Origin of the sequence: Ruegeria sp. HKCCD7221, from assembly GCF_013031225.1 — a bacterium.
Classification (GTDB): domain Bacteria; phylum Pseudomonadota; class Alphaproteobacteria; order Rhodobacterales; family Rhodobacteraceae; genus Ruegeria.
The window spans coordinates 110,405-129,849 of the sequence record NZ_WPZE01000001.1; the positions used below are offsets into that span (position 1 = coordinate 110,405).

Annotated in this window: 20 protein-coding genes and 1 other RNA gene; 12 read left to right on the plus strand and 9 right to left on the minus strand. The window is 58.3% G+C overall.

Annotated elements, in window-relative coordinates:
* Nucleotides 1–22 precede the first annotated feature (22 nt).
* An RNA gene (gene rnpB, locus GOX73_RS00575) (RNase P RNA component class A) lies at nucleotides 23–420 on the plus strand.
* A 9-nt stretch (nucleotides 421–429) separates the two neighbouring features.
* On the opposite strand, the gene GOX73_RS00580 is transcribed toward rnpB, so the two are convergent.
* Nucleotides 430–1,272 (minus strand): DUF2182 domain-containing protein, encoded by an 843-nt coding sequence (locus GOX73_RS00580; protein ID WP_171122369.1) that lies wholly within the window; start codon nucleotides 1,270–1,272, stop codon nucleotides 430–432.
* Nucleotides 1,273–1,284: 12 nt separating this feature from the next.
* Nucleotides 1,285–1,920, minus strand: coding sequence for a DUF1326 domain-containing protein (locus GOX73_RS00585; protein ID WP_171122371.1), 636 nt, complete (start codon nucleotides 1,918–1,920; stop codon nucleotides 1,285–1,287).
* Nucleotides 1,921–2,415: 495 nt separating this feature from the next.
* Here GOX73_RS00585 and rpmG point away from each other — a divergent pair, with 495 nt between their 5' ends.
* Nucleotides 2,416–2,583: a 50S ribosomal protein L33 gene (gene rpmG / locus GOX73_RS00590; protein WP_005630270.1), complete on the plus strand. Its 168-nt coding sequence runs from the start codon at nucleotides 2,416–2,418 to the stop codon at nucleotides 2,581–2,583.
* Between the two features lie 216 nt (nucleotides 2,584–2,799).
* Nucleotides 2,800–3,306: a hypothetical protein gene (locus GOX73_RS00595; RefSeq protein ID WP_171120450.1), complete on the plus strand. Its 507-nt coding sequence runs from the start codon at nucleotides 2,800–2,802 to the stop codon at nucleotides 3,304–3,306.
* Nucleotides 3,307–3,473: 167 nt separating this feature from the next.
* On the opposite strand, the gene GOX73_RS00600 is transcribed toward GOX73_RS00595, so the two are convergent.
* Nucleotides 3,474–4,250: a Bax inhibitor-1/YccA family protein gene (locus GOX73_RS00600; RefSeq protein WP_171120451.1), complete on the minus strand. Its 777-nt coding sequence runs from the start codon at nucleotides 4,248–4,250 to the stop codon at nucleotides 3,474–3,476.
* Nucleotides 4,251–4,431: 181 nt separating this feature from the next.
* Nucleotides 4,432–4,641, minus strand: a complete 210-nt coding sequence (locus GOX73_RS00605; protein WP_171120453.1) for a DUF1127 domain-containing protein — start codon at nucleotides 4,639–4,641, stop codon at nucleotides 4,432–4,434.
* Nucleotides 4,642–4,768: 127 nt separating this feature from the next.
* Between GOX73_RS00605 and GOX73_RS00610 the strand changes: the two genes are divergently transcribed.
* On the plus strand, nucleotides 4,769–5,650 hold the full coding sequence (locus GOX73_RS00610) for a LysR family transcriptional regulator (protein ID WP_171134751.1): 882 nt from the start codon (nucleotides 4,769–4,771) through the stop codon (nucleotides 5,648–5,650).
* Here GOX73_RS00610 and GOX73_RS00615 read toward each other — a convergent pair.
* On the minus strand, nucleotides 5,647–6,603 hold the full coding sequence (locus tag GOX73_RS00615) for an NADPH:quinone oxidoreductase family protein (protein ID WP_171122373.1): 957 nt from the start codon (nucleotides 6,601–6,603) through the stop codon (nucleotides 5,647–5,649). The genes GOX73_RS00610 and GOX73_RS00615 overlap by 4 nt on opposite strands.
* Nucleotides 6,604–6,939: 336 nt before the next feature.
* Here GOX73_RS00615 and GOX73_RS00620 point away from each other — a divergent pair, with 336 nt between their 5' ends.
* From GOX73_RS00620 to GOX73_RS00630, 3 genes are all read left to right on the plus strand, one after another.
* On the plus strand, nucleotides 6,940–7,311 hold the full coding sequence (locus GOX73_RS00620) for a helix-turn-helix domain-containing protein (RefSeq protein WP_171120458.1): 372 nt from the start codon (nucleotides 6,940–6,942) through the stop codon (nucleotides 7,309–7,311).
* 44 nt (nucleotides 7,312–7,355) lie between these two features.
* Nucleotides 7,356–8,147, plus strand: a complete 792-nt coding sequence (gene hisN, locus GOX73_RS00625) for a histidinol-phosphatase (RefSeq protein ID WP_171122375.1) — start codon at nucleotides 7,356–7,358, stop codon at nucleotides 8,145–8,147.
* A gap of 115 nt (nucleotides 8,148–8,262) precedes the next feature.
* Nucleotides 8,263–9,597, plus strand: coding sequence for an 8-oxoguanine deaminase (locus GOX73_RS00630; RefSeq protein ID WP_171122377.1), 1,335 nt, complete (start codon nucleotides 8,263–8,265; stop codon nucleotides 9,595–9,597).
* Between the two features lie 68 nt (nucleotides 9,598–9,665).
* Here the strand turns inward: GOX73_RS00630 and guaD are convergent, their stop codons facing one another.
* A complete protein-coding gene (guaD, locus tag GOX73_RS00635) occupies nucleotides 9,666–10,955 on the minus strand; it encodes a guanine deaminase (protein WP_171123549.1) in 1,290 nt (429 codons plus the stop codon).
* A gap of 140 nt (nucleotides 10,956–11,095) precedes the next feature.
* Between guaD and mgtE the strand changes: the two genes are divergently transcribed.
* Together mgtE and GOX73_RS00645 are read left to right on the plus strand one after the other, a co-directional pair.
* On the plus strand, nucleotides 11,096–12,490 hold the full coding sequence (mgtE, locus tag GOX73_RS00640; protein WP_171122379.1) for a magnesium transporter: 1,395 nt from the start codon (nucleotides 11,096–11,098) through the stop codon (nucleotides 12,488–12,490).
* Complete coding sequence (locus GOX73_RS00645) at nucleotides 12,487–13,050, plus strand: 5-formyltetrahydrofolate cyclo-ligase (RefSeq protein ID WP_171122381.1); 564 nt, start codon at nucleotides 12,487–12,489, stop codon at nucleotides 13,048–13,050. The genes mgtE and GOX73_RS00645 overlap by 4 nt, the downstream gene beginning before the upstream one ends.
* 8 nt (nucleotides 13,051–13,058) lie before the next feature.
* On the opposite strand, the gene GOX73_RS00650 is transcribed toward GOX73_RS00645, so the two are convergent.
* On the minus strand, nucleotides 13,059–13,286 hold the full coding sequence (locus tag GOX73_RS00650) for a DUF333 domain-containing protein (protein ID WP_171120467.1): 228 nt from the start codon (nucleotides 13,284–13,286) through the stop codon (nucleotides 13,059–13,061).
* Nucleotides 13,287–13,374: 88 nt separating this feature from the next.
* Between GOX73_RS00650 and GOX73_RS00655 the strand changes: the two genes are divergently transcribed.
* The 3 genes from GOX73_RS00655 to GOX73_RS00665 all read left to right on the plus strand — a co-directional run bounded on the left by GOX73_RS00655 (nucleotide 13,375) and on the right by GOX73_RS00665 (nucleotide 16,887).
* The gene (locus GOX73_RS00655; RefSeq protein ID WP_171122383.1) at nucleotides 13,375–14,190 is read left to right on the plus strand and encodes a TIGR00282 family metallophosphoesterase; all 816 of its coding nucleotides are present in this window, start codon (nucleotides 13,375–13,377) and stop codon (nucleotides 14,188–14,190) included.
* An 80-nt stretch (nucleotides 14,191–14,270) separates the two neighbouring features.
* A complete protein-coding gene (locus GOX73_RS00660; protein ID WP_171122385.1) occupies nucleotides 14,271–16,049 on the plus strand; it encodes an SLC13 family permease in 1,779 nt (592 codons plus the stop codon).
* 97 nt (nucleotides 16,050–16,146) lie between these two features.
* Nucleotides 16,147–16,887 carry a YbaY family lipoprotein gene (locus tag GOX73_RS00665; protein WP_171122387.1) on the plus strand — a complete coding sequence of 247 codons (741 nt, stop codon included), beginning with the start codon at nucleotides 16,147–16,149 and terminating at the stop codon, nucleotides 16,885–16,887.
* Nucleotides 16,888–16,899: 12 nt separating this feature from the next.
* On the opposite strand, the gene GOX73_RS00670 is transcribed toward GOX73_RS00665, so the two are convergent.
* Nucleotides 16,900–18,561, minus strand: coding sequence for an FAD-binding dehydrogenase (locus GOX73_RS00670; RefSeq protein WP_171122390.1), 1,662 nt, complete (start codon nucleotides 18,559–18,561; stop codon nucleotides 16,900–16,902).
* A gap of 11 nt (nucleotides 18,562–18,572) precedes the next feature.
* Entirely contained in the window at nucleotides 18,573–19,430 is an 858-nt protein-coding gene (locus GOX73_RS00675) for a bile acid:sodium symporter family protein (RefSeq protein WP_171122392.1), read from the minus strand.
* Nucleotides 19,431–19,445 lie beyond the last annotated feature (15 nt).

The window sequence follows — 19,445 nt, forward strand, 5'->3', positions numbered from 1 at the left end:
CAAAGCATACCCACCGCACTGCGCGGAGGGCCGGATGGCCGCTGGGGCCTAGGCCCGAGAGGAAAGTCCGGACTCCACAAGACAACGGTGCCGGGTAACGCCCGGGCGGGGCAACCCGACGGAAAGCGCCACAGAAATCAGACCGCCTGCGGCTTCGGTCAAAGGTAAGGGTGAAACGGTGGGGTAAGAGCCCACCGCGCCCCTGGTAACAGGGGCGGCACGGCAAGCCCCACCGGGAGCAATGCCAAATAGGGTCCCCGCGCGGGCCGGTCGGCGCAAGCCGATACCGCCGCTAAGCGCGTCTTGGCCGAGAGGGACCGGGTTGGCAGCTTGAGCCGCGCAGCAATGCACGGCCTAGAGGAATGGTCATCGAAGGGGGCAACCCTGGAACAAGATCCGGCTTACAGGCCCTCCGCGCGTATTCTTCCTTTAAGTCCCCACAGCAATTGCGCTTCCAATCAGCCACAGACCCGCAACGATCAGGGCAATCCCGGTTGCGGGGCCTAGCCATCGCGCACGCGGCAGGAGCTTTTCCAGCCCCACATAAATAGCAATACCGACAATCCAGTAGAGGTTCATCACGCCTCCGACGAACAGCAGCAGCATCAACGCCCAGCAGCAGCCCAGACAATATGCCCCGTGCACTGCGCCCACGCGAAAGGCACCCGTTGCGCCGGGTCGGTTGTGCTCGGCCAGAAACTGGGCCGGGCTGCGGCAGTGTCGAAGACATGCGGACTTCAGACCGGACAATTGATACAGACCCGCTGCCAGCAAAACACACCCGGCAAACACCTTGGACCGGATCGTCATCATAGGACCGTCCGACAAACCAATCTGCTCCAGCCCCCATTGCCCACCAGTCGCAAGCGCGCTGAACACAGCCCAAGCGACGAGGTAGCCGCTTAGAAAAACCAGGCTGAGCCATGTCGTGCGCTTCTTATCCGGCCCCATACGCTTGATGGCGGCGTACAATAGCACGGTTGGGGCGGCGCTGGGCGTCATCATCGCGATCATCATGACCCACCACATGAGGAATATCAGGATGGTGTAGGGCAGGGACCAGACGACTGGTCCGCCCATCTGCATAGGTTCGCCAATTGGCCCGGCCATGCGGGTCATCTCGACGGCGGTCATGTTCATCCCGATGCCGACAATGGTGTACCACGCGGCCGCCAACACGATCAGGGTGACGCAAAGCAATACGACGCCGCTGTCCCGCCGCAGAACGTAATCTACTGCTCCTGCGTGCGATTGATTTGTCTCAGAGGTCATATCGGCTGGGTATCACGCGCCGATTACGCCGTGGCCAGAGATATTGAGGTGGGCCAGATGCGCGTGCGTCGCATCAAAGGTCAGGCTGATTTCCCCACCCGTGGTTTTTGTTGTCCCGGATGCGGACTCAGCGTGCCGATACTCAAAACCGTTGGGCAGTTGGATGGACGCTCGATGCGGCAGCCCGGAAACGATATGAGGGATCGGGTTCACCTCAAGATCGAAGATACCTTTTACCTTTGCATAACCCTTGCGGTCTTCGCGGGACCAATCCAGCTCAATCGGAAGGTAGAGGGTTTCGTGTTTCGTCGGCGCCATGGCGCTGTAGACATACCAGAAAGTCGCCATCTCGTCGGTGTCTTCGCCCTTCATAATGGCTTCCAGCGCGGCCCGTTGATCCGCCGAAGCGCTTTCGTCTATGATCAATTGCATCTGACCATTGCCTTCGTGGATGGGACCTGGCCAGTAGTAGACGCCTGCCGCGCGGAGCCCAGCCAGATCGGTGTCCCCGTAATGCCCGGATTGAATGTCATACGCGACGACCGCCTCGCAATTGCCGTGCGTCGGCAACACACTGAACTGGCACGGGCACCCGAAGTTGCAGTTGCAATTGGCCAGTTCTTCGCCCTGAATCGCCCATTCCGTCATGATGTCCCCCCAAAAAAATATAGCTACAAACACCGCTGCCATTGGTGCTTGCCTGTTTTTGGTGCCTCGAAACCGAGCCGTTCGGGGGCTTCTTCGATTTTGGAACTGAGGGGAAGTTATCACGGTTAAGTGATTGCCACAAACTTTAGGGGTTTTCGCCATAAATCGTTTTATTGAGATGCCGCTTTTTCCGCGACCTCTAAGACTAAACGGATCGCCAAATCTGACATCCTGAGGGCAGGGCGCGATTCGGGCGGATACCGATCATGGATCATCGGACTTGATGCAGAAAGTGCCGCGGAGTGCGCTCCGTGCAGTTAATTCGGGTCAGATTCAGTCTTGTTTCAGCTCGCCAACCCGTCCGTCTGATGCCAATCCCGCTTAGGCTGGTTATCAGGTGCGATTGCGCTTGACATGGGCGGTGCAGGGCGTAAAAGCGCACGCTCATAGGAATTCAACCGAAAGGCCCTGCCTTTTCGGACGCAGGAGAAAACCATGGCGAAGCCGACGACAATCAAGATCCGCCTGAACTCGACCGCGGGCACGGGCCACTTCTACGTGACCAAGAAGAACGCGCGCACCATGACCGAGAAGATGACCGTTCGTAAATACGATCCGGTCGCTCGGAAGCATGTCGAGTACAAGGAAGGCAAGATTAAGTAATCTGCCGTCCAGCTTGGACAAAGTTCAGGGGTCTGCTGCTGCAGGCCCCTTTTTCTTTGCAATATGATGGGGTGGTAGACAAAAAACGGACCCTCGATCGAAAAGCACGCGTTGCAACGAAGCATCAGCGGTCAGATCAATCGAATGGGGCATGGGTTGCTTTTTTGAATGGCTTGCCACTACGCTTCAACAACTCGTTCCAAAATGTTGGCCGTCATGAAAAAAATCTTGTTATCCACAATCACTGTGTTGGCCCTTGCGGCTTGTGAAGACCCTTACAACCGTCAGGGGGTCGGGTTCACGGGTATCGATGGTGAACCACGAACCTTGTCTGATGTCCCCGGAGCCGTGGCTTTCCTGCCTCGGGCAACCAACGTACCCGCAGAATTGGCCGTGTTGCCGCCGATCCGGGTGACTTCCGGTGAGACCGATCCGCAGAAACTTGCGCGGGTTGCCATTGATAATGGCGGACGCAGCGACACCAACTCGGTTGTTCTGACCGGATTGTCCACGAACATGTTCCTGAGCACTGTAAGCGTAAACGGCACGCTTTATGGCGTCCTGCGCACGGAAAACAACAGTACCCGGGTCGACAATCAAATTGGCGCAGCGTTCGGCCAGAATGCCGAACAGTTTACCGGATGCCTTGCAGCAGGTGACGTGTTCCGCAAAGGTTCGTCGCAGCGCAGCTCGGGCTTTGCGGTTCCTTTGAACTGTAGCTAAGAGCAAATCACATATAGCTGACAGAGCCTCCACCAATCGGTGGGGGCTTTTTTTTGCCCTGCTTGACGTAATGGGGGCAGTGCGCCACAGGAAAATCTTGCATCACTGGCCAAAAGAAAAGGGCGGACCCAACGGCCCGCCCCAAAAAGCCGAAGCTTGTTCGTCTGTTATTCCCGGTTGCCGAAGAGTTGCAGCAGGAACATGAACATGTTGATAAAGTCCAGATACAGGCTCAGTGCGCCCATGATCGCGGCTTTGCCCAACCATTCCTGATCGCCCGAGTGCGCCATCTGCAGGTAGGTAGTTTTGATGTTCTGCGTGTCATAGGCCGTCAGACCAGCAAAGATCAGAACGCCAATCACCGAAATTGCGAAGGCCACCGCGGAAGAGGCGATGAAGATGTTCACGATGGACGCGACGATTAGGCCGATAACGCCCATGATCAGGAACGTGCCCATTGCGGACAGGTCTTTCTTGGTGGTGTAGCCGTATAGCGACAGACCGGCAAAGGCGATCGACGTGATCAGAAAGACCTGAATGATCGACTGACCGGTAAAGACCAGGAAAATCCAGCTTATCGAAACACCCATGACGGCGGCGAACAAGTAAAAGACCGACTGAGCGCCCGATGCGGACAGGCGATTGATTCCGGCGCTGAAGCCAAAAACAAAGGCCAGCGGTGCAAACATGATGACCCACTTCAGGGGCGACGCGAAAAGCGTTGCGCCGAACGAGGTCAGGTATTTGTTGGCGCTTAGCTGAGCGGCGGCGGCCGACGGATCGGTTGTTGTTGCAAGACCAGCAATCGCCCAAGCCGCAGCAAAGGTGATCAGCATGCCAACGGACATTGTGCCGTAGACTTTGTTCATATGGGCGCGCAGGCCCTCATCAATCTCGGCAGCGCGGGCACCGGCCGCTGTCCGGATCGTGTCAAATTGTGCCATTAAAGGGTCTCCCTTTACTTATTCTTGTTGCGCCCTGAAATCAGTGCGCGTTCCCCGCAAATATCGGCAAGTGCGAGCTACGTTTCAAGGGTTTAACACCGGAAACTGGCTAAAACACGCTACAAAAATGGCGGCCTGCTGACACGGGCCGCCATTCAGCGAAAAAAGATGCATCCTATGGTCACTTTTGCCAGAACTCCGGTGCGTCCCAAATATGACGGGTTGCCTCTGATTGGGCTTGTTCTCTTGTGATTCCAATATCCTCTAACGCCCGGTCGTCCAGTTGGCCAAGGGCGCGGCGTTGACGCATGAGCGACAGCGCGTCCCAAAGAGAAGTTACTGAAAAACGGCTGCGTGGATTGCAATTCGAAGCGAGTGTTAACTGGGTCATAGCTTATGTCCTTTCCGTGAATTTCGATGGTTTGCGTCGATCTTATCAACTTCCTTGATTTATATGGCTCGATATGACACATTTTAAAAATGAATATTTATGAACTGATGCATAAGGAATCGTGAACATGCGAAATCTGGACATCACCACGTTGCGCTCTTTCGTGGCGGTTGCCGATCAGGGCGGTGTGACGCGGGCGGCAGGGTTTTTGCACCTGACGCAATCCGCCGTTTCCATGCAATTGAAACGTCTGGAGGAACTGCTGGGGCTTGAATTGCTGGACCGCAGCGGCAGAACGATTGCGTTGACCGCGTCTGGCGAACAGTTGCTGGCCTATGCCCGTCGCATGATCGCCCTGAATGATGAGGTGATTTCGAAGCTCACGGATCAGGCATTTGAAGGAGAAGTTGTTTTGGGTGTGCCCCATGACATCGTCTACCCGGCCATCCCTCGGGTACTGCAACGCTTCAATGCCGATTTCCCGCGCGTGCGTGTTCAGTTGGTGTCGTCCTATTCGCTGCAACTGAAGGATATGTACAAAAAGGGAGAGTGCGACCTGATCCTGACAACAGAAGCGTCTGTCGGCGATGGGGCCGAAACAATTGCCGAGCTTCCGCTGCGTTGGATAGGGGCCCCCGGCGGCTCTGCCTGGCGCAAACGCCCTTTACCCTTGGCGCTTGGTCGTCGGTGTTTGTTCCGCCCGCAAGTGATCGCGGCCTTGGACGAAGCAGAAATCCCGTGGGAGCTGTCGGTCGAAACCGAAAACGACCGCACGATCGAAGCGACGGTCAGCGCGGATCTGGCCGTTCATGCGATGCTGGACGGAACCGAAGCGGCGCATCTTGCGCAAATTGACGACGGGGGCGTTTTGCCGGAACTGCCGGCGCACATGATCAACCTCTATGGCGGTGAAGCCGGTCGCGGCGAGGTTGTTGAGGCATTGGCCTCTTTGGTTCGGCAGAATTTCCGTCTGGTTGGTGGGACGCAGTTGAAGGCCGTAGTGGGCTAGGGGGTTATCACGACTTTGCCTGTCGCTGTACGGTCCCGCAAAAGTTGCAACCCTTTTTCGACCTCGGCCAAAGGCAGGGTGTGGCTGATGTGGGGCTTGATCCGGCCTTCGGTATGCCACCGAAACAAGGTGTCAAAGCTGTCCTGAACGATCTGGGGGCGGAATTTCAGGTATCCGCCAATGTAGAAGCCGATTACGGTCAGGTTTTTGACCAGCAGGTGGTTTGCGGGGATTTGGGGAACATCCCCACCGGCGAAACCGATCGGAAGCAGGCGGCCCTCGGGGTTTGTCGCGCGAAACGCCGCTTTGAAAACCTCTCCGCCAATCGCGTCGTAAACAACGTCTGCCCCGCCCAATTCCCGAACCCGCTCACGCAGGTCTTCCGATGCGTCGATCAGATGGTCAGCGCCAGCGGCCCGGGCCACTTCAAGCTTGTCGGCGCCGCGCGCCTGCGCGATGACCGTCGCCCCCATCAGTTTACCGATCTCGACAGCCGTCAGACCCACGCCCCCAGCCGCACCGGTGACCAACAGCGTTTCACCGGGCTGAAGGCGCGCGCGATGGTCCAGCGCGATATGGCTTGTGCCGTAGGCAATCTGGATCGCTGCTGCGTCTTCAAAGCTCATCGAGTCGGGCAAAGAAATCGCGCGAGCGGCGTCGAAAACACCGAACTCAGCCAGTCCGCCTTGGCCGGAATACACCGCCACGCGATCTCCGGGGCGTAGATGCGTGACGTCTGCGCCCAGTGAATCTACGACACCTGCGATTTCCATACCCTGAGTAAACGGCGCATCAGGTGTGTCCTGATACGTGCCTTTCTGCATCAGAAGGTCGGCAAAATTCAAACCACAGGCCTTGATCCGGATGCGTATTTCGCCGGGGCCGGGTTCGGGCTGGGGCATGTTGCAAAGTTGGGCCTCAGCCCCTTTGGATTGAATTTTATAGGCCAGCATGATCACGCTCCGTATTTTATGTGCATAGATTCGTTTTGGCCTGCGAATGTCAATCGTTTACCCCACGAGACAATTGGGGCGGAAATCTCAATATTGAACATTATATGTAATAAGTGCACGTGCAGGCTTTGGTGGATCCGTACAACCATAAACCTTTGTTACCGGACGGAGATTCAACCTTCTTGAAAAAATAGCCAAAAGAAGCAATATTGCGCTATGGTGCTGATTTGGGGGCATGATCCAAATTAGGGAGTGGTTAAGCACAGCTCACTAGTGATGCGGCAGTGAAAGCGGTCGCGCGCCCCCTGTGGTTGTGTGTAGGAGAGGAGAATACCAATGACTCATCACGTCGATGTCCATGTGGGCAAACGCGTCCGGCATCGCCGCTGGCTGATAGGCATGACCCAGCAGCAGCTGGCGCAGCAGGTTGGTATTAAGTTTCAACAGATCCAAAAATACGAGACCGGCGCCAATCGGATCAGCGCCTCTCGTCTGTGGGATATTGCCGAAGCATTGGATGTTCCCGTCAGTTTTTTCTTTGAAGGTCTGGAAGAGACCGAGAAAGACACAGCCGGCAAGAAGTCTGTTCCTGCCGATCTGATGGGCGACAAAGAAGCGCTGGATCTGGTCCGGTCCTATTACGCGATCCCCGAAAATCAGCGCCGCCGTTTGTTCGAACTGGCGCGTGTCCTAAGCGATGTCGCGTAATTTGCCGGGTTGACTTCGGTGCGTGCGGGCCGCACGGGTAGCGCATGCAAAAAACTTCGCTGAATGACTTGGAAGTCGCTGAAGAAATGGCCGATGCAGCACGCGAGGCCATTCTTCCTTATTTCAGGCAATCCAACCTGGAAACATCCAATAAACTGTCTGGTGGGTTCGATCCCGTCACCATTGCCGACCGCGAGGCTGAAAAAGCCATGCGCGAAGTTCTTGCCCGTCACCGGCCCGATGACGGCATTTTCGGCGAGGAATTCGGACAGGTCCAAGGCAGCACAGGTCGCACGTGGGTTCTTGACCCGATCGACGGTACGCGGGGGTTCATCAGTGGCACGCCGACCTGGGGTGTTCTGATCGCGTTGAGCGGTCAGGACGGCCCGACAATGGGCGTCATTGACCAGCCCTATATCGGTGAAAGGTTTTTGGGTTCCGCAGATATCGCTCAGGCGGTCGGGCCGACTGGGACGATGCAGCTCAGCACGCGGTCGACGCGCACTTTAGATGAAGCGATTCTGTTCACGACGTTCCCCGAAGTCGGATCTTTGCAGGATCGTGCAGGGTTCGAGGCCGTCGCACAACACGTGCGCCTGACCCGGTACGGCATGGATTGCTACGCTTATGCCTTGCTGGCCGCTGGTCAGGTTGACCTGGTGATCGAGTCGGGTCTGAACGCCTATGACATCCAAGCCCCAATTGCGGTGATCCAGGCCGCAGGCGGTATTGTCACCGACTGGCAAGGCGGCGCTGCCCATAATGGAGGGCGCGCACTGGCTGCGGCAAATGCGGATGTCCATGCCGCAGCTTTGGAAATCCTGCGCAACTATTGAAACCTGTTGCCGTGGCGGAGCCGGTCGGGTAGGTTCTGCCCGGCTGGTTCTTATGCCCGTTTTCCGCCAGCCTTCGCACTCCATGCATGAAACGGGCTTGTGCAAGGAGGGCGAAATGACCGAAATCCTTATCAAAAATGCCGACACAATCCTGACAATGGATGACACGCGCCAAGAGCTTTCGGGCGCGGATATCCTGATCCGTGATGGCCGGATTGCCCAGGTCGGGCATGCGTTGCAGACGGGCGGCGATATCCACGATGCTTCGGGTTGCGTTGTGACCCCCGGACTGGTGAACACGCATCACCACCTGTATCAAACCCTGACGCGCGCTGTTCCGGGGGGGCAGGATGCGCTGTTGTTCGGCTGGTTGAAAACGCTCTATCCAATCTGGTCCCGGTTCGGACCGGAAGAGATGTTTGTCTCAGCACAGATTGGACTGGCAGAGCTTGCCCTGTCGGGATGCACCCTGAGCTCAGATCACCTGTACCTGTATCCGAAAGGCGCCAAGCTGGACGACACCATTGCTGCGGCGGCTGAGGTCGGTATGCGGTTTCATCCCACACGCGGCGCGATGAGCATAGGTGAAAGCGAAGGTGGCCTTCCTCCGGATTCTCTGGTCGAGGCCGAACCCGCCATTCTCGAGGACATGATCCGCGTGGTTGATACATTCCACGACCCTTCTGACGGAGCCATGTGCCGGGTGGGGCTAGCACCCTGTTCACCTTTCTCGGTCAGCCGCGACCTTATGCGGGACTCCGCGGTTCTGGCCCGCGACAAGGGTGTAATGCTTCATACACATTTGGCTGAGAACGACGAGGATATCGCTTATTCGCAGGCGCAGTTTGGCTGCCGACCGGGGCAATATGCCGAAGAACTGGGCTGGACCGGATCAGATGTCTGGCACGCCCACTGCGTTAAGCTGGACGGGGCTGAGATCGACCTATTCGCACGTACACAAACCGGGGTGGCTCATTGCCCCTGTTCGAATTGCCGCCTTGGGTCCGGCATCGCACCAGTGCGCGCCATGCGAGATCGCGGTGTACCCGTCGGGCTCGGCGCGGATGGGTCCGCCAGCAATGATAATGGAAGTTTGGTCCTTGAGGCACGGCAGGCCATGCTGCTGCAGCGGGTCGCAAACGGGGCCGATGCTATGTCTTCGCGCGAGGCACTGGAAATCGCCACCCGAGGCGGCGCAGATGTGCTGAACCGCCTCGATTGCGGACGGTTAGCGCCCGGCAAACGCGCCGATATTGCCATCTGGAATACGCGCGGCATCGAAAGCGCCGGCAGTTGGGACCCGGCAGCCTTGCTGCTGGCGGGGCCGATGAAGGTCAAGCACCTGTTTGTAGAAGGCCGCCAGATCGTGCGTGACGGGCAGATCACAACGCTCGACCTGCCCAGAACTATCGAAACCCAAAACCGCCTCGCCCGCGCTTTGGCAGGCTAGGTCAGGGTCCGCTCTTCATCTGGCTCAAAATATCCCCGCCGGAGGCATGGGCCGTAGGCCCATTCCCTTCAGCGCGATACGGCCCGCCCGCCGATCCAAACCTCGGTAATGGCACGGTCGTCGCCCATCATGATGGTTGGGAAAATGGCTTCCCACAGATCCTCGGCGCAGGCTTCACGCTGGGCAATCGCGGGGGTTGAGGCGAGATCAAGCACGACCAAATCCGCCTCCATCCCCGGTGCGACGTTGCCGATGCTGTCATCCAGCCGCAGCGAGCGGGCGGAACCGACGGTGCCCAGCCAAAGCAGTTGCGCCGCGTGCAAAGGCGCGCCGCGCAGTTGGCCAATCTCGTAGGCCGAAGCCATGGTGTGCAGCATCGAAAAGCTTGACCCGCCGCCTGTATCCGTTGCCAAGCCGACGCGGTGGCCGTCCTGCATCAGGCCGGTCATGTCGAACAAGCCTGAGCCGATGAACGTGTTGGACGTCGGGCAGTGGATCAGGGCCGCATCCACTTCGCGCAGGCGATCGCGTTCGCGCGCCTCCAGATGGATGACGTGGCCGTAGACGCCATACGATCCCAGCAGGCCGAATTTCTCATATGTATCCAGATAATCCCGCGCCTCGGGGAACAGCTCGCGAACCCATGCGATTTCGTCAGTCTGCTCGCTAAGATGGGTTTGCATCAGGCAATGCGGGTGTTCAGCCCAGAGCGCACCCATCGCCTCAAGCTGTTCGGGCGTGGATGTCGGAGAGAAGCGGGGCGTAATCGCATAACACAGGCGGTCGACCCCATGCCATTTCTCCAGCAACGCTTGGGACTGATCATGGGCCGTCTGCGCCGTGTCCCGCAGCCGCTCGGGCGCATTGCGATCCATGCAGGTTTTGCCCGCGACCACGCGCTGATTGCGCTGCTGTGCGGCTGTGAAAAAGGCGTTGACGCTTTCGGGGTGGATGGTGCAAAAGCTGCACATCGTCGTCGTTCCATGGGCTGCCGTCAAATCGAGATAGCGGTTCGCAATCTCCGAGGCATAAGCCGGGTCGCCGAACTTCATCTCCTCGGGGAAAGTATAGGTGTTCAGCCAGTCGATCAGGCGTTTGCCCCAACTGGCGATCATCGCGGTCTGGGGATAGTGCACATGCGCATCCACGAACCCAGCCATGATGACATGATTGCCGTGGTCAACCACGGCGGCCTCGGGATGTGCGGAACGCAGGCTGTCAGCATCCGCCACCGCCGAAATCCGGCCGTCTTCGATCAGAACGGCCTCGCTGATCTTGACGGCCTCGGTCGGCTCTCCTTCGAAGGGGGAACCTGTAAAGCTCAGAACACGCCCTTTCAGCAGCGTTTTTTGCGCCATTTTCATTCATCTCCGCCTGTATGGGACTGCGAAACAGCATAAGGGCGGGAAACTTGCCGGTAAATCGGCGCATTGTCATTGTTTTCCGGTAGCTGCTTCTTCTAATTAGGGGGCAATGACCGAACGGAACGGGGGCAGATATGACCACAGGCTTTGATGAACCCGTAATAGATACGCACAGCAACGAAGACGTCTATGCGCTGGATCGCAAAACCGTGGCTTCGATCCTTTACGCGGTGGATGTGGATGACCGCGACAAGATGATCGAGTTGATGGAGCCGTTGCACCCGGCTGATATTGCGGACCTTCTTGAGCAGATCAACCCATATGATCGCGCCCGGCTGATCCGGCTTTATGACAAGGAATTCGACGGCGATATCTTGTCGGAACTCGATGAGGCCGTTCGTGAGGAGATCATCGGCATCCTCAAGCCGGACGTTCTGGCCGATGCCGTCCGCGACATGGAAAGCGACGATGTCGTTGACCTGCTCGAGGACCTTGAAGAACCGCAGCAAGAAGCCATTCTGGACGCGCTGGAGGATTCCGAGCGGATCGCGGCGGAACAGGCCCTGTCCTACCCCGAAAATTCAGCCGGTCGTCTTATGCAGCGCGAAGTCGTCATGGCGCCTGAGCATTGGACAGTGGGACAAGCCATCGATTTCATGCGAGCCAATGATGGTCTGCCCGAGCAGTTCTATCACGTCGTGCTGGTTGATCCCCGCCTGAAGCCCTCGGCTCAGGTCATGTTGGGTAAGCTTATGGCGGCGCGGCGCGACGTGCCGTTGCAGGACATCACCGAAGAGGAATTTCACACAATTCCCGTCGACCAGGATGAGGAAGACGTGGCCTATGCCTTCAACCAGTACCACCTGATCTCGGCCCCGGTTGTCGATGCTGACGGTCGGCTGGTCGGGGTCATCACAATCGACGACGCCATGGTGGTTCTGGACGAAGAGCATGAGGAAGACATCCTGCGTCTGGCGGGGGTGAGCGACGAAAGCTCGCTGTCCGACTCGGTGGCGGCAACCAGTAAGCGGCGTCTGCCGTGGCTGGCCGTGAACCTGTGCACAGCGATCTGTGCTTCGCTGGTTATCTCGCAATTCGAGGCGGCGATTGATCAGTTGGTGGCGCTGGCGATCCTGATGCCGATTGTGGCGTCGATGGGCGGCAATGCCGGGACACAGTCGTTGACGGTTGCCGTGCGCGCACTGGCAACGCGCGACCTGACGCCGTCGAACGTGCTGCGGGTGATCCGTCGTGAGTTGCTGGTGGGTATGTTGAACGGCCTGTGCTTCGCCATCGTGCTGGGAACGGTCGGGATGCTGTGGTTCGATTCGCCGCTATTGGGTGTCGTGATCGGGGCCGCCTTGGTCGTGAACATGATCATCGCTGGTTTCGTTGGTACGGTAGTACCGGTGGTGCTGGACCGTCTGGGCGCTGACCCGGCGCTTGCGTCCGGCACCTTTGTGACAACCACGACGGATGTCATGGGGTTCTTCCTGTTCCTTGGACTTGCCAGCGTGGTGCTATTGTGACCGATCTGACCGAAATTAAGGCCGCAGCACGGAAAGAGGCGTTCGCCCGTCGAAAGGCCGCGTTTGATGCGCGCTTACCCGGTGCGGCCGGGCGCCTGTCCGAAGTTCTGGCGGGGCACCGGGGTGTGCCTCTGTCTGGCTATATGCCGATCCGAACCGAAATTGACCCACTTCCGGCAATGGCCGAGGCATCGGCTTATGGCCCGGTTGGTGTGCCTGTCATACAGGCCGCAGGACAGCCCTTGAAGTTCTCTCGCTGGATACCTGAGGGCGCGTTGAAGGACGGGCCATTCGGGGCCAAAGTTCCCGAGGTCGATGACTATTTCGAGCCGGAAATCCTGATCGTCCCACTGGTCGCGTTTGACGCCCAAGGGGGACGACTGGGGTATGGCGGCGGCTTTTATGACCGCACGCTGGAAGGGCTGCGGGCAAAGCGGCCAACACTTGCCATTGGTTTTGCGTTCGATGCGCAACAGGCCGATCGGCTGCCTCTTGAGTCAACCGATCAACCGTTGGACATGGTCGTTACAGAAAGTCGTGTACTGACCTTTCCGTCGTGAATGGAATATTATCCCGAGTGGTTCTCGCGGAAATAATCCCAGGCATCGACTTCCTGACCGTCTGCCAGTTTGCAGATTCCGGTCTGCCCGTCGGCACCGTCACGGATTTCGTATGTTCCACCGCTCTCAACGCAGAATGTCGCTGCGGGATTCGCCAGTTCTGCTGATTGCTCAGGCACTGGGTCACAGGCGGCAAGCGGCGTCAGAATTGCAGCCAACAAAAGGAATCGATTCATCAAGAGCTCCTTTGGAATAGGAATTTGCGGTTTATGGTGTCAGTTTAACCACTTGTGCTTGATGGATGCCACACTTAGGACGGTTTAAATGAGGATTCTGTTTTTGGGTGACGTCATGGGCCGGGCGGGACGCTCGGCCGTTCAGCAGCACTTGCCGCGTTTGCGCGACGAATGGCGGCTCGATTTTGTTGTGGTCAATGGTGAGAACGCCTCGAACGGGATGGGGCTGAGCGGGGATCACGCCAAGTTGCTGCTGGATGCCGGCGCGGATTGCCTGACGTTGGGAGATCACGCGTTCGACCAGAAAGACATGCTGCAGTTCATCGAAAATGAGCCGCGCATTGTGCGCCCCGTGAACTTTGCCAAAGGCGCGCCGGGGCGGGGGCATCGTCTGTATACCGCGCCGGGGGGACGCAAGGTGCTTGTGGTGCAGGTGCTGGGGCAGGTGTTCATGAAGCGGCCCTTTGATGACCCGTTTTCGGCTGTTGAACCAATCCTGAAGTCACATCCGCGCGGTGGGCAAGCTCAGGCGATCATCGTCGACATGCATTGCGAGGCGACCTCGGAAAAAATGGCGATGGGCCAACATTGCGACAAACGCGCCAGCCTTGTGGTGGGCACGCATACGCATGTGCCAACGGCGGACGCGCAGATCCTTCCGGGCGGCACGGCCTATTTGACCGATGCGGGTATGTGCGGGGATTATGACTCGGTGATCGGCATGGACAAGGTAGAACCCATGCGCCGTTTTATCACCGGAATGCCTAAGGCCAGATTTACTCCGGCCAATGGTGAGGCGACCCTCAGCGGGGTGTTCGTCGAGACCGACGATCAGAACGGGCAGGCAAAATCTGTTCAAATGGTACGCGTTGGCGGGCGGTTACAGCAGGCGGGGCCGCAGTAAGGCTTGCTCTGACCCGCGCAATGCGGGAAACTGCGTGCCGGGCGCGTATGCCAAGCCAGGGTTCGGACAGAATACCAAGAATGCAATTCCTCCAACTGACAGAAACAGGAAGCGCGATACTGGCGCTGTTGGTCGTCGCAGGCATGTTCGTCATGTTCCTGCGAGAGGTCTATCCGACCGAGGTCGTCGCCATTGGCGGCGTGGCCGTGATGCTGGTGACAGGCATTCTTCCATACCAAAGCGCCTTGGCTGTCCTGTCAAACCCCGCGCCGTGGACCATCGCCGCGATGTTCATCATCATGGGCGCGCTGGTACGGACCGGAGCGTTGGATGCGTTCACCTCGACTGCCCAGAAACAGGCGCAGGTGAACCCGCGTATCGCTATCGGATTACTGATGGCCTTCGTGGTTCTGGCGTCGGCGGTTGTGTCGAACACACCGGTCGTTGTCGTGATGATCCCGGTATTTGTGCAGATTGCGCGGACGCTTAACGTCCCGGCCTCAAAACTGCTGATCCCACTCAGCTATGCGGCCATTCTGGGCGGAACGCTGACCCTTATCGGCACGTCGACCAACCTTTTGGTGGACGGTGTCGCCCGGTCGCAGGGCATGACTCCGTTCACGATTTTCGAGGTTACGCCGCTGGGGATCGCTCTGGTGATCTATGGTATGGTGTATCTCCGATTCATCGCGCCACGTTTACTGCCCGAGCGCGACAGCATGGCGTCGCTGTTAAGCGACAGGTCCAAGATGAAGTTCTTTACCGAGGCGGTTATCCCCCCGGAAAGCAACCTGATCGGCCGCGAAGTCACCGGTGTTCAGCTTTTCAAACGCCCCGGCGTGCGCCTGATCGACGTCATCCGTGGCGACGAATCGCTGCGTCGGAACCTTAAAGGCGTTCAGCTACAGCTTGGTGATCGCGTGGTTTTGCGTACCCAGATGACCGAGTTGTTAAGCCTGCAGCGCAACAAGGAACTGAAGCGTGTGGATCAGGTTTCAGCGGTTGAGACCAAAACGGTCGAGGTACTGATCACTCCGGGTTGCCGCATGGTTGGGCGTACGCTGGGCGCGATGCGCTTGCGGCGGCGCTATGGCGTCTATGTGCTGGCGGTACACCGCCGGAACCAGAATATCGGGCGGCAACTGGATGAACTTGTGGTGCGTGTAGGTGATACTCTGCTGCTGGAAGGTTCGCCCGAGGATATTCAGCGTCTTGCGGCAGATATGGAGATGGTTGATGTCACGCAGCCCTCGGCCCGCGCGTTCCGCCGTAGCCATGCGCCCATTGCGATCGGCGCACTTGCAGGCATCGTTGTGCTGGCCGCAATGGGCATTGCGCCAATTCTGCTGTTGTCGGTTCTGGCCGTTGCCGTGGTTCTGCTGACACGGTGTATCGACGCGGACGAGGCGTTTTCCTTTGTCGAAGGCCGCCTGTTGGCGCTGATCTTTTCCATGCTTGCCATTGGTGCCGCGCTGGACAAATCGGGCGCAGTCTCGTTGATCGTCGAAGCTGTCGCGCCGGGACTTAGCGCGCTGCCGCCTTTCCTGATCATTTGGGCCGTGTACCTGCTGACCTCAGTGCTGACCGAACTGGTGTCCAACAATGCGGTCGCTGTCGTTGTGACGCCCATCGCCATTGGGTTGGCGCAGGCCGTTGGTATTGACCCGCGCCCACTTGTCGTTGCGGTAATGGTTGCGGCCTCGGCGTCATTCGCTACTCCGATTGGGTATCAAACCAACATGATGGTTTATGGTCCGGGCGGTTACAGGTTCGTCGACTTCATGAAGGTGGGTATCCCACTGAACCTGACCGTGGGCTTGCTGGCGTCGCTTCTGATCCCGCTGATCTGGCCGTTGTAAGATCGGCGTATTACCGCTGGTTTTCCGGCGAAGTCCTTGTAAAATCGGCCTCTATTACAATGTTTCTGGAAATGATTTTGCAGGAAGGAGCAAACATATGCTCAAATCCGGATCTTCTGCCCTGGCTGCTGTCGCGCTGACCGCCGTTCTGGGGGGCGCTGCGAGTGCCGGAACGATTGAAGGCACGGCCACCTATCGCGAACGTATCGCAGTGCCGCCTGATGCAACCCTGTTGGTGCAGTTGCAGGATGTTTCGCGCGCCGATGCGCCGTCGGTGACGCTGTCTTCCAAGCGCTATGCATTGACAGGAGTGCCCGCCCAATTCGAGCTTAGCTACGACGATGCGCTGATCCGAGACAGGATGCGGTATGTGGTGCGTGGGTCGATCTATCAAGGTGACAAGCTGCTGTTCACGACGGACACGGCGTATCCGGTTCTGACGAACGGGGAAGGAAACACTGTCGATCTGGTTCTGGTCCAAGCCCAACCACAGGGGGTCGCCACGTTGGAAAACACAAAGTGGATGGCGACCGGGCTGAACGGAAAACCGCTTGAGACAGAAAAGCGCCCAGAACTTGCCTTTGCCGAAGGTGGGGCGTTTTCAGGCAGCGGCGGCTGCAACCGGTTCGCAGGCGAGGCCGAGATTACCGGAAGTCAGATTGACTTTCCGGACAACATGGCCGCGACCCTGATGGCTTGCCCGCCGCCGCTGGATGAGATCGAGCGCGAGTTCTTCAAAGCCCTGTCCGGCGTGACGGCTTATGCGTTCAAAGGCGACACGCTTGTGCTGCTAGACAGCGCAGGGCAGGCCGTCATCCAGTTCGCACGGGCGAGTTGATAGCTGGGGCCGTCACGCGACGGCCCGAGACCGCCCGGCATTGCGGCCAGAGAAAATGCAGCCCCCAAGGAACGTGCCCTCGAGCGCGTTGTACCCGTGGTAGCCGCCACCACCGAACCCGGCGACCTCTCCGGCGGCAAACAGGCCGGGGACGACCTGACCGTCGGCTCCGACCATCTGACTGTCGAGATTTGTTTGCAGACCGCCCAGAGTTTTACGGGTTAGAACGTGCAGCTTAACCGCGATCAGTGGCCCATTGGCCGGATCAAGAAACTTGTGCGGTTTGGCGGTTCGGATCAAACGATCCCCGCGATAGTTGCGCGCCGCCAGAATCGCCGCCATCTGCGCATCTTTGGTGAACGGATTGTCGATCTGTGAGTCCCGCGCTTCGATCTGGGCGCGAAGGTGGGCTTCGTCGATCAGACCGCTGCCCATCTGATTCATGCCGCTCACCAGCTCGGTCAACGTATTGGCGACTATGAAATCCTCACCGTGTTCCTTGAACGCCTCAACCGGGGCTGTTGCCTTCGAGCCGGTCAAAATGCGCTGCAACAGAACTTCGCGCCAACCACCATCGGTCATGTCCGGGTTCTGCTCGGACCCCGAAAGCGCGAATTCTTTTTTGATCACCTTCTGGGTCAGGACGAACCAGCTGTATTCATACCCGGTTTTCAGGATTTCCTTCAGTGTACCCAGTGTGTCAAACCCCGGCAGGCAGGGTGGTTTCATCCGGTTTCCACGCGCATCAAACCACATCGAACTTGGGCCGGGCAGGATACGAATTCCGTGGGACGGCCAGATCGGATTCCAGTTTCGCACCCCTTCGGTATAGTGCCACATCCGGTCGCCATTGATCACGTGCCCACCAGCCTTTTCACTGATCGCGATCATTCGGCCATCAACGTGAAAGGGCACGCCCGCAACCATATCCTTTGGGGGTTCCCCAAGCCGGTCGCGGGGCCAGTTCTTGCGGACCATCTCGAAATTACCACCGATCCCGCCGGAACTGACGATGACAGATGGTGCGTAAATCTCGAATTCTCCGACTTCGTCGCGGTTGGTTTTGGCCCCATGCTGGGCGGGGTCATCGGCCAACACCTCGCCCGAGACACCTTTGGCGCAGCCGTTTTGCATGATGATGTGGCTGACCTGATGGCGGAACTTGATTTCGACCAGTCCGGTGGCGACATGCTCTTGCACACGGCGGATGAAGTGTTCCAAAACGCCCGGACCGGTACCCCATGTGATGTGAAACCGGGGAACCGAGTTTCCGTGACCGTCCGCATAGGACCCGCCGCGTTCTGCCCAGCCGACGATTGGGAACCACCGCAGACCCATATCATGCAGCCAGGGGCGCATTTCCCCGGCGGCGAACTCGACATAGGCTTCCGCCCATTTACGCGGCCAGGCGTCGTCGTCCCGGTCGAATTGGGCGCTGCCCAGCCAATCTCTCATGGCCAGTTCGTGACTGTCGCGAATTCCCATCCGGCGCTGTTCGGGCGTGTCGACCATGAACAGTCCGCCAAGGCTCCAGAACGCTTGCCCGCCAAGAAAGTGCTGCGGTTCCTGATCCAGTATGATCACTTTCTTGCCGCGATCCCCTAGTTCGGCTGCGGCGGCCAGACCAGCCAGACCAGCCCCGACGACAATGGCGTCAGCAGTATTGTTGGACATGAAAACTCCTCTCAGCGGCGGCGGAACCAAAGGATCAGGGGAAGGGCGACCGCGTACATCGTGATTCCGTAAACGGCGGACGGAAGCGCAAGCGGACTAAACCCGCTTTCGGTGCCTGTAATCAAGGCGGCTAGTGTTATTCCTAAGGTCGAGTTCTGAATGCCGGTTTCGATTGAGACCGTCTTACTCTCATCCCACGACAGATTTGCGGCGCGTGCTAAACCAAGGCCAATCAGCAGCAAGGCGATATTAAGCGTGATCAAGCCTGCGCCCATAATGCTGAGATTGTCCACGAACAACTGCCAGTTACCGGCTAGTGCGGCAATGACGATCAGGACAAACAGGATCGTGGCAAGCTTTGATAACGGCGCGTCGACCCGGTTGGCGAACCTGGTTGCGAAATGTCGGATGCTGACGCCGATGGCGACAGGCAATGTGGTGATCAGGAATAGGGCGATGGCCAGCCCTGTGATTGAGACTTCGGGCGCGTCCTCTCCCATGAAATGAGCAATGGACCAAGCGGCTAGAATGGGAACGGTCAGCATGGACAGCAGGCTGATGACCGCCGTCAGGCTGACGGAAAGCGCGACATCACCCTTGGCCAGTTTGGACAGGATATTGCTTGTGACCCCGCCGGGGCAAAAGCTGAGAAGCATGAAGCCGACCGCGATTTCCGGCGGCAAGGCAAACAGCTTTACGGTCGCAAAGGCTGCAACGGGCAGCAGGATTATCTGCGATATGGCGCCGATCGCGAACGGGTAGCCCCTGCTTAAAACACGGCGAAAATCGGCGACTTCCAGCCCGATGCCCAATGACAGCATGATGATGGCCAGCGACAAGGGCAGGCCGACATTTATTATGAGATCCAAGAACAACTCCTCCCA